The sequence below is a fragment of the Nocardiopsis sp. CNR-923 genome, assembly GCF_001942255.1.
Classification (GTDB): Bacteria; Actinomycetota; Actinomycetes; order Streptosporangiales; family Streptosporangiaceae; genus Nocardiopsis.
The window spans coordinates 25,781-35,242 of the sequence record NZ_MKKC01000096.1 but is presented as its reverse complement, the minus strand read 5'-3'; the positions used below and the strand labels follow the sequence as shown (position 1 = coordinate 35,242).

General features: G+C 68.0%; 7 protein-coding genes, 1 tRNA gene and 1 pseudogene. 2 read left to right on the top strand and 7 right to left on the bottom strand.

Features of this window, described 5'->3' with window-relative positions:
• Positions 1-95 precede the first annotated feature (95 nt).
• From BJF83_RS16650 to BJF83_RS16635, 6 genes are all read right to left on the bottom strand, one after another.
• Complete coding sequence (locus BJF83_RS16650) at positions 96-1,214, bottom strand: hypothetical protein (RefSeq protein WP_075927015.1); 1,119 nt, start codon at positions 1,212-1,214, stop codon at positions 96-98.
• A 1,041-nt stretch (positions 1,215-2,255) separates the two neighbouring features.
• Positions 2,256-2,573 carry an ADP-ribosyltransferase gene (locus BJF83_RS31170; protein ID WP_394329346.1) on the bottom strand — a complete coding sequence of 106 codons (318 nt, stop codon included), beginning with the start codon at positions 2,571-2,573 and terminating at the stop codon, positions 2,256-2,258.
• Between the two features lie 34 nt (positions 2,574-2,607).
• On the bottom strand, positions 2,608-3,258 hold the full coding sequence (locus BJF83_RS27545; protein ID WP_158070389.1) for a hypothetical protein: 651 nt from the start codon (positions 3,256-3,258) through the stop codon (positions 2,608-2,610).
• A complete protein-coding gene (locus BJF83_RS16640) occupies positions 3,246-5,051 on the bottom strand; it encodes a hypothetical protein (protein ID WP_158070388.1) in 1,806 nt (601 codons plus the stop codon). Before BJF83_RS16640 ends, BJF83_RS27545 begins: the two co-directional genes overlap by 13 nt.
• Before the next feature lie 65 nt (positions 5,052-5,116).
• A complete protein-coding gene (locus tag BJF83_RS27540; protein ID WP_158070387.1) occupies positions 5,117-5,287 on the bottom strand; it encodes a hypothetical protein in 171 nt (56 codons plus the stop codon).
• Between the two features lie 764 nt (positions 5,288-6,051).
• Positions 6,052-6,127, bottom strand: a tRNA-Arg gene (locus tag BJF83_RS16635).
• 566 nt (positions 6,128-6,693) lie between these two features.
• Between BJF83_RS16635 and BJF83_RS16630 the strand changes: the two are divergent.
• Positions 6,694-7,562, top strand: a pseudogene (locus BJF83_RS16630) (cobalamin biosynthesis protein).
• Positions 7,559-9,049, top strand: a complete 1,491-nt coding sequence (locus BJF83_RS16625) for a cobyric acid synthase (protein ID WP_075927012.1) — start codon at positions 7,559-7,561, stop codon at positions 9,047-9,049. Before BJF83_RS16630 ends, BJF83_RS16625 begins: the two are co-directional and overlap by 4 nt.
• A 15-nt stretch (positions 9,050-9,064) precedes the next feature.
• On the opposite strand, the gene BJF83_RS31165 is transcribed toward BJF83_RS16625, so the two are convergent.
• The gene (locus BJF83_RS31165) at positions 9,065-9,367 is read right to left on the bottom strand and encodes a hypothetical protein (RefSeq protein WP_394329344.1); all 303 of its coding nucleotides are present in this window, start codon (positions 9,365-9,367) and stop codon (positions 9,065-9,067) included.
• Positions 9,368-9,462 lie beyond the last annotated feature (95 nt).

The window sequence follows — 9,462 nt, the reverse complement described above, 5'->3', positions numbered from 1 at the left end:
CCCGGAGAGCTACGAGGCCGGGCTGCACCTATGCGGTGCGATGCTCTGGCTCCGCAGCATCGCACCGCGTCCATAATTCGAACTCCAGACAGGACCTAGCCGTTGTGGACCGGGTAGACGCCCAGGATCTCGGTCTGGACAGTACCTTCGGGCCTTCCCTCATACGTGAGGTCGTCGAAGAGTGCCACCGGTTCTTCGTCTGAGCCAGGTGTGTAGGCGAAGTAGGAGTTCCCGGCCAAGAGGATCAGGCGGCCATGTTCCTCGTCGGCCCACACGCGACTGATGCTGTTGCCGGTGGCTTCGAGGTCGATCCCCTCATCGGAGACGGTCCCGTCATCGGAGACCGAGAGCGAGTGCAGTTCGGTGAATGTGCTGCGGTCGAAGCCGATCGGGCCGAAGAACTGGCCCGGTGCCCCCTCGACGAAGTTCCAGGGGACCACACCGGTGGTGTCTCCGATGAAGTAGTCCAGCCCGGTCTCCTCGTCGTTGACCCTCTCCAGCACCTCCAACTGGTTGTCTCCGGTGATGGCGTAGACGTTGTCCGGGCCTCGCCAGGTTCCCTGCCCGCTCAACACCCGCGAGTCGACCTCGTGGATGGTCCCGACGTCACGCGGGACATCGCCCCGGTGCTCCGGTTCCCCTTCCGGATCCGTGACGTCGACGGAGAGGATGCGTGAGTCCTCCTCACCGAGCTCGTGCTGTTCCTCGAACCAGAGCTGGCTGCCATCCGGGGAGAACTGCGGGGAGAGGTACTCGATCGCGCCGCCGCTGAACGTGGTCGACTCCTGCGGCTCCACGACCTCCGTCCGGTCGTAGGAGTAGGTCTGGGCGTTGAGTTCTCCGATGCGGAGCCCGCCGTCGTGCTCGTAGGCGGCGAACCTGAAGTCGGGGGAGAACGCGAACCTGTCCCAGAATGCCCCGATCCCCATGTCACCCGTCTCAGCCAGTGCCAGGTCAGTGAGGCCGATCAGGCTCCTCTGGGTTCCATCCTCCACGTCGTGGAAGGTGAGGAACACCCCTCTCGTTCCCCGGTGGTATTCCAGCAACCCGGACAGTTCCTCGGCCGGGACCGTGGGCTCCTCCGGTTCGGCGTCAGCCTGCGACGCCTCCCCTGGCGCGGTCTCGTCCCCTCCGGAGCCGCAAGCGGTCAGTGCCAGCACGGCGGTGAGGAAGACAGGGGTGATTCGCTTCAGCGTCACGTTGTCTCCGGTCAAGGTGTGTCCTTCGGTTCGTTGGTCAGTCAGGGGAAGGGGCTGGCGTACGTGGTGGCGGTGGACGGCAGGAGGTCATGGTGGTGGTCGGTGACGAGCTGTCTACCGACAGGAAGACCGCTGCCAGAGTGAACGGGGCGGTGATCTCACTGGCGTCAAAAAGTGGATTACTTTCGCCTCTCGCTGTCATTCGATGTAACCTTGTCCGGCTTGGGACTTCCCTATGCCTAGGGCCGATCGGATCAAAAGTCGCTGAGCGCAATCTAATGGCCAATCCTGAAATGAGGTTGCTGCGTGGTCGAGATTGGATCTAAAGCACTCGAGCAGCCGACACGGGACCCGGTAGGCGACTGTCAGGACATCGGTGAAGAACTCGACACGGGGACGCGGGAGTCGGCAACTCGTGCGGCTCGTCACGCACCACTCCATCTGGCCTTCGCTCTTCGGCCCCTTCGTCTGGCTGTTGGTGTCCGTGTCGTTTTTGAGCGCGCCTATCGAGACGACGCGTGGCGGTCGATGGCTGCGACCGGATTCCTGACAGGTGGGCTCCCTGGAAAAACGGAGCCCACCCCCTCCACTTCAGATCACGGAACAGAAAAGCGACCAGGAAAGACAACCCTCAGGAGACAGGGGCGCATCATCGACGCGCGATCTGTTTGAGTGCCTCATGACTAGGAGCCTCTTCTGTAGCTCCTGAGACAACGTGCCCCGATACCGGACCGCCGTAGTCGTCTGCCAGTCTGGCCACCACCTGTGAGGGCGTCAGATGCTGGTATTCGGTCCTATGTAGCCCGTCAGTCCAAGAGACTGCCGCATGGAAAGCCCTGTTGCCCGCCGTAGGTCGCGGCTCGAAACCTGCGGCGTTCTCAGCGTCACTCCACCACAGGTAACCAAGAACAACTCCTTCGTTGGCCACCGGTACGTAGGACACCGTTCCCTTGGTCGTATAGGCAAAACCTTCTCTCTCTCCAGCTGGAGTGAAGGGAAGATTATCGGTGATTCTACCGTTGTCATGCCCGCTTTTATTCATTCCAGCCTCCGAATTTAAGGAACGACCTCAGCATAGATATGCCATTGGCCGTCATCCGCCAGAACCGCTTCCGTCACACGGTACGTGGTTCCACGTCCCAGCATCAATTCTCGCTCGCCGCCCCCGAATGCGGAGACTCGTTCCACCCACAATGCGGGAGTGCCCCGAGGAACGCGTAGGTGCAAAATGGCGTCGTTGCTCGCGAATGCTGGCGCTGGGCCACCCAGAGAAGTCGACATGTATCCCTGGTCCGTGAAACCGCTCGTCTCGTACTTCATCTGCCATGGTGGAATGCTGATATGCCCCAACCCTGTTCCTCGGGTGACGACCACATCCTCCGGGACAGGCCTTCCGCGCAGCGCTTCGTCAATGCGTGAGATGTCGTCCAAAAACGCCTGGTGCGGGCGGAGTTCCACTTCGCAGGTGACCGTTGATCTCCTCGTAGTTCGGTGAATGCGGGGGATCAGATGTGTAGTTGAATAGCGACTCCCTCTGATTGGGAGGAAGCTTATCAGCGTAGTCGTTCCAGTAGTTCGCGCCGTACCTTGCAGCCTCGACGTTATCACTAAATGTGACCGCGCCGTGGGAAATCTGATCATAGGCGACCTGCATCCTCTGTTCCGGTGTCGGATCCACCGGTGGCGTTCCAGGGCCCGGATGGCTCCCGCTATCGGCGGGACGCGCTCCTAGTCCGCTTCCGTTCCCCTGGTCGTCTGTGGAGCCAGTACCTCTGCTATCACTCCCGTTGTCACCGTTGTCCGCGTCTGCGAGGGGCGGGTCCTGGCTACTAGAGTCGTTGGCAGTGTTGGTGTTCGCGGAATCGTCGCTGCCACTGTCGGTGGTGTCGGTGTTGTTTGTGCTGTCAGTGACAGCCGCGGCGGTGCGCGAGTCCGGTGACCGGTCGGTGGTGCCGTTGTCGTCGGTGTCGCGGCTGCGGGGTGTGGTCTCGTCCACCTTGTTGGTGGCGTCCGGCCCGCGATCACGCAGGTTCGCGTCGCGATCGCTCAGCGCGTCCACGCCCCTGTCGGGCGTGCGGTCACCGTCGTGCCGACGGTCACCAATGTCGGTGAGGTCCGCCCGGCGGTCCGGAGTCGGGCTGGGGGTGTCCCTGGACACGTGCAGTGTGTCGTCGCCACGACCGCCCACGCCCGCCGGAACCCGCGCGCCATCGGTCTCCGGCCCGTCGGTACCGCTGTGCTGCGAGGCTCCCAGCTGCCCGGGCTGCCGTCGGAGCGGACGTCGTTCTCCAGGAAGTCGCCCTCGTACCGCCCTCGCAGCCGTGCGGCCTCGGGCGAGTTCGGATCGAGCACATCCTGCACCGTGAGGGCGTCGTCCAGGTCTTGTGCGGTGGGATCCTCGGGCACGGCGCGGCTGTTGCGGGGGCCGGTCGCCTCCGCGCCGTCGTCGGCCACGGTCCGCGGGGTGGACGGCCCACCGGGGGTCTGCGTGCCCTCGGAGCCGTCCCCGCCGCCGAACCGGGCGGTCAGCCGCTCCACCGCGCCCTTGACGTCCGACAACCGTTGCGGGCTCAGCCCGCTCAGATCGAAGCGGGAGGTGTCGAGGCGGAACAGCTCCCGCGAACCCCCGACGAAGTTCGGCAGGTTCAGGTTGACGCCGATGCCGGGCGAGTTCACGTCGGGTACGTCGATGTCCGGAACCCGACCACCGCCCATACCGTTGACGATGGACGCGCCGCGCCAGGCTATGAGCGGCACACCCACCGCCGCGCCCACACCCGTCGCGGACAGCGCCGCGCCCAACGCCGTCACCCCGATGTTGAGCACGGCGGTGCCGATCACGTAGCCCGGCCGGTCGTCCCACTCCTCCCACGGCACCACCGAGTGCGCCAGGTCCCTCCAAGCCGACCCCACCGTGCCCCAACCGGACCAACCCCACGAGTCGGACTCGGCGTCGTACATCCCCGCCAGCGAGGACAACGACTGGGCGGTGCCCTCCCAGTTCTCCCACAGGGCATCACCCCAGGACATCTGGAACCAGCCCTCGGAGCTGTGCGCGCCGACCATCGCGCCCAAGCCCTCGGCCGCGCCCACGGCCCAGTCGCCCACGGCGGCGCCCACGTCCACCCACCAGTGCTCGTCGGTGGTGGCCGCCTCCATGCCCCACGCGGTGGCCAGATCCGACAGGTCCTGCTCGTAGCCGTGGTAGAAGACACCGGAGTCGAGGTCGCCGTCGCCCTCGGGCATCGCCGCGAACCGGGTGCGGCCGGGGACTCCGGCGTTGATCCGGTTGGCGCAGTTCCGTTCGGCCTCGGCGTAGTCCTCGATCAGCCTCTCGCCTCGGGTGATGTAGCCGTTGTTCTCGGCGACGTTGGGGCTCTGGCCGATACCGAAGACCCCCTTGAGCCCCTCGGCCTCACGCCACTCGTCGCCCTCGGCGTCGATGCGGTTGCGGAACTCCGTCGCCTCGTTACGTAGCCTCTCCCAACGGGACTTGATGCCGGTGAGCGCGTCGGCGAAGTCCGCCAGAGCGCTGGCGGCTGTGTCCAGTCCGTCGGAGACGGTGTCGCCGTCGGTGGCCACCGGGTTCAGCACGGTGTAGAGCTCTCCGGCCTCGGGGGCGACGTAGCAGCCGGTCAGGCCGCCCCAGGAGGAGTTGATGTCGTGGCCGATGTCGCTGATCGCCCCACCGGACGTGCGCAACTGGGAGGCGAGGGTCTCGATGTAGCCGGGTGAGGGGGTCGGTACTGGGAACGTGGCGGGGCTGATCTTGTCGTCGCCGTCGGTGAGCATGCCTCGTTGCTCTTCGATGGTCAACGGTGCACCGGCGGCGGGAGTGTCGGCTGGGGGCACAGGGGGTCCTTCGCTGAGGAGAGGGCGGGGGCGCGGGGGAATCCGGGGCAGGGCGGGGACGCGGGTCAGACGATCCGCGCGTTGCCCCGTGGCGGGGCGGTGTTCTCCGGTTCGGGGACTTCTCCGGCGTTGCGCTGGGACTCCAGGGCCATCTCGCGGTTCCCCTCTCGTGGTCGGGGGACACGACGTCGAACTTCACTCCTGACCTTCTCCCTGGTCCGTTTGCGTTCGGGCACGGCGCACCCGCCTCACACACCTATCGTGTCGGGAATAGAGCGGTGTGTGCGTACTGTCCCGATTGTGTCAGTCTCGCGGGACATTTTCCGCCCGGACACGGTTGCGGGAGCCGTGCCCGGCAGGCCCATCGCGTCGAGTCGCACCAGGTCAGGGACGATACGCGGTGGACCTACAACACGGTGTGACCGGTTCCGGACACGTGCGTGGAACTCGGCATCCGCCTCGCGTCCGAGGAGCGCCTTCATCCCGTCACCGGGCATCGGCAGCGTCACCAGGCGCTGGCGCCAAGCCCCACAGCGTTGCCAAAGACACCGACGATGTGTTCGGCGAGCCCGGCCAGGGGTGGGCCGCACGGCGACGGTTGAGGCGGGTGCCTGGTCCCGGGATCAAGGGGTGACACCTGGGCGGCGGTGTCGGCGTGTGTGGGCGGTTGCCACGCCTGGCTGGCCCCTGGGGTAGGGGTGTTCGGGTACCGACGCGGCGGCACAGGGCAGGGTCCACGCTCAAGGCGTGCGTTTGGGTTCCGGGGATGTCCGCGTGGCGTCGGGGCGGCTGTGGGGCGCTGGTGGGCGCACGTGGGGCTGCCCCGGGGTCGGGTTCAGGACCGTCCCGTAGGGTCACGGGATGGCAAAATGCTCCGCGAGGTGGGGCCCACGTGTACGGGACCTTGCACTGGGGAGCACACACGGAGCATTTCAGGCCCCGAACGGGGCCGCGCACCTCGTCTGTTCGACTCGCGCACCCCGTTTGACCTGGGGTTTTGTGGCGCACCCGGCAGGATTCGAACCTGCGGCCATCGGATTAGAAGTCCGGTGCTCTATCCACTGAGCTACGGGTGCCTGTTTCAATTGTCGCCTTGGGTGGCAGCGCGTTGCCGTGCCGTTACCCTTGGCGCGGTTGGGGTGCTGCCTCCCTGGGCGGGGGCCGGGGCGGCGACCTGCGATCGGAGGACCCGAGTCGTGGTGCCTGGGGCGTCCCGGGCAGACATTCTAGGGTATTCGTCTGATGTCGCCCACAGCCGGGCAAAGCCTGACCAACGACAGTCATTCGTAGATGCGTCTCGTTACCACTCGTGCTCCACCAAACCGGGTGCTATGGGCCTCGTGCACCACGTTACCGGTGATTAACCCCCGATGCGGTGCTGTGCCGCTGGCGTTTCGCGAAGTCCGACGGGGCCGCCCCTCGGAGGGCGGCCCGGCGGGTCAGAACATCCACCACTGACCCGCGAGGAGCATCATGGACGCCAGTGTGACCAGCATCGGGCTTTCCCTTCACGGTCGACTGTAGGACGCTCTAGGTGTATGGGCGAATACATTGCGTGGCAAACGTTGGTTTGCCGCGGTTTGGGCTTGCCTGGAGCGGCTGTTGACACCGATACCGTGGTCGGGTGCGATCTCTAGGACTGGTGGCTGGTTTCCTGCTCGATGCGGTGGTGCCGGACCCTCGCCGTGGACACCCCGTGGCCCTCTTCGGCCGTGTCGCGCAGGAATGGGAACGCCTCGTCTACCGGGACTCACGGTGGGCGGGGGCACTCTTCGCCGCGGGCGCGTGGCACCGGTCGTGGTGGCCGGTTCGCTGGTGCGCGGGGTCGCGCCGACTGCCGTCACCACGTGGGCGACGCTCGGGGGTTCCATGCTGGGGCGCGAGGCCGGGAGGGTCGCCGACGCGCTGGAGGCCGGCGATCTGGAGCGGGCACGTGGACTCCTCAGGGGCCTGTGCGGTCGTGATCCCGCGGAGCTGGACCAGGGCCAGATCGCACGCGCGGTCGTGGAGTCCGTCGCCGAGAACACCTCCGACGCGGTCGTGGGCCCCCTCGTCTGGGGTGCTCTCGCGGGGGTCCCCGGTCTCGCGGGGTTTCGCGCGGTGAACACCCTGGACGCCATGGTGGGCCGCCGGAACGCCCGGTACGCACGGTTCGGCACGGCCGCGGCACGCCTGGACGACCTCGCCGGGTGGGGGCCCGCCAGGCTCACCGCCCTGTTGACCGTCCTGGCGGCGCCCGTGGTGGGCGGCGACGTCCAGCGGGCGTGGCGGGCGTGGCGCCGCGACGGAAACGCCCACCCCAGCCCGAACGCCGGTCAGTGCGAGGCCGCGTTCGCGGGCGCGCTCGGTCGGTCCCTGGGCGGCGTCAACGCGTACGCGGGCCGGGAGGAGCACAGGCCGGTGCTGGGTGACGGACCATCCGTCGAGGTCGCCGACATCCGGCGCGCGGTGTGCCTGGCGAGGGCGGTCAACGTCCTGGCCCTGGCCGTGGCGGTCGGGGTGGCGCGGTGAACGCGCTGCTGGTCGCGGGGACCACCTCGGACGCGGGCAAGAGTGTGGTCACGGCTGGTCTGTGCCGCTGGCTGGCCAGGGAGGGCGTCAGTGTGGCGCCCTTCAAGGCCCAGAACATGTCGCTCAACTCGGTGGTCACACCCGGGGGCGCGGAGATCGGCCGCGCCCAGGCCATGCAGGCGGCGGCGTGCGGCATCGAACCGACCGCGGACATGAACCCCGTACTGCTCAAGCCCGGGGGCGACGGCCGCAGCCAGGTCGTCCTCAACGGCCGCGCGGTCGGCGACGTCGACGCCCTCGGCTACGGGGACCGGCGTGAGCGCATGCGCGAGGCCTCCCTGAAGGCGCTGGCGCGCCTGCGCGCCCGGTACGACGTGGTCGTCTGCGAGGGTGCCGGCAGCCCGGCTGAGATCAACCTGCGCGCGGGCGACATCGCGAACATGGGTCTGGCCCGCGCCGCCGACCTGCCGGTGGTGGTCGTCGGCGACATCGACCGCGGCGGCGTTTTCGCGTCCATGTTCGGCACCCTGGCGTTGCTGGACGCACGGGACCAGGCGCTGGTGGCCGGGTTCGTGGTGAACAAGTTCCGCGGCTCACGGGAACTCCTGGAGCCCGGTCTGGAGATGCTCCGGGCCCTGACGGGGCGCCCTGTGCTCGGGGTGCTCCCTTGGTTGGAGGGGCTGTGGCTGGACGTCGAGGACTCACTGGCACTGGACGTCGCCCGCGGGCCGATGCGTCCGCCGCTGGGTGAGGTCCTGCGCGTGGCGGTGGTCCGCTACCCCCGGATCAGCAACTTCACCGACGTCGACGCCCTGACCGTGGAACCCGGTGTCGACGTGCGTTTCGTGACCGCGCCGCACCAGCTGGCCGACGCCGACCTCGTGGTCCTTCCGGGAAGCCGGGCGACCGTCGCGGACCTGGCCTGGCTGCGCGAGCGCGGCCTCGCGCCGGTGCTCGCCGACCGGGCCGTCCGAGGCCGCCCGATCCTGGGCGTGTGCGGCGGTTACCAGATGCTCTCCCGGTGGATCGACGACCCCGTGGAGTCGGGGGCGGGTCGCGTGGCCGGGCTGGGGCTGCTTCCCACCACCGTGGGTTTCGCGCCGGACAAGACATTGGGGCGCCCGGTGGGAACCGCCTACGGCGAACGCGTGGCCGGTTACGAGATCCATCACGGACGTGTCGACGTGCACGGCGCGGAGCCGTTCCTGGACGGTTGTCGGCGGGGGGCGGTCTGGGGGACGACCTGGCACGGCGCCCTGGAGAACGACGCCTTCCGGCGCGCGTTCCTCGGGGACGTCGCCCGGGCGGCGGGCCGCGGTTACGTCCCGGCTGGGGACACCGACTTCGCGGCGGAGCGCGAGGCCCGCCTAGACGCCCTCGGCGATCTCGTCGAGCGGCACCTGGACACGGAGCGGATCCGGCGGCTCCTGGCCGAGGGGGCGCCCTGCGGCCTGCCGGTCATCCCTCCGGCGGGACCCGTGGGGTGACCGGCGTGGTGCGGCTCACGCGGCGAGGCTGCGCGCGTAGTTGACCTGGTCGTTGATCTGACGGCCCAGGCTCGGGTGCGCCGCCGGGATGCTGGTCGCGTGGTAGCTGCCGTGCCCCTGGACGGTCACCTGGATGTGGCCCGAGGTCTTGTGCTCCTTGACCAGCAGGATGAGCAGGCCGAGCAGGCAGGTCCACCAGAAGATCAGAATCGCGGTGATGACCGCCCAGGTCGGGGTGCTGGTCTCGGTGCGGCTCATGTCGGTGACCGTCCACACCGTCCCCTTGATGGGGAAACGCCCGCCGGGGGTGATCACCAAGTTCTGGGTGATCGCGATGTCCCCGATGGTGAGGAGGGGGGTCTCGTGGGGGACGGGAGTGTGGGGACGGGGGGCTGGTAGCCTCCGGTCCCCTG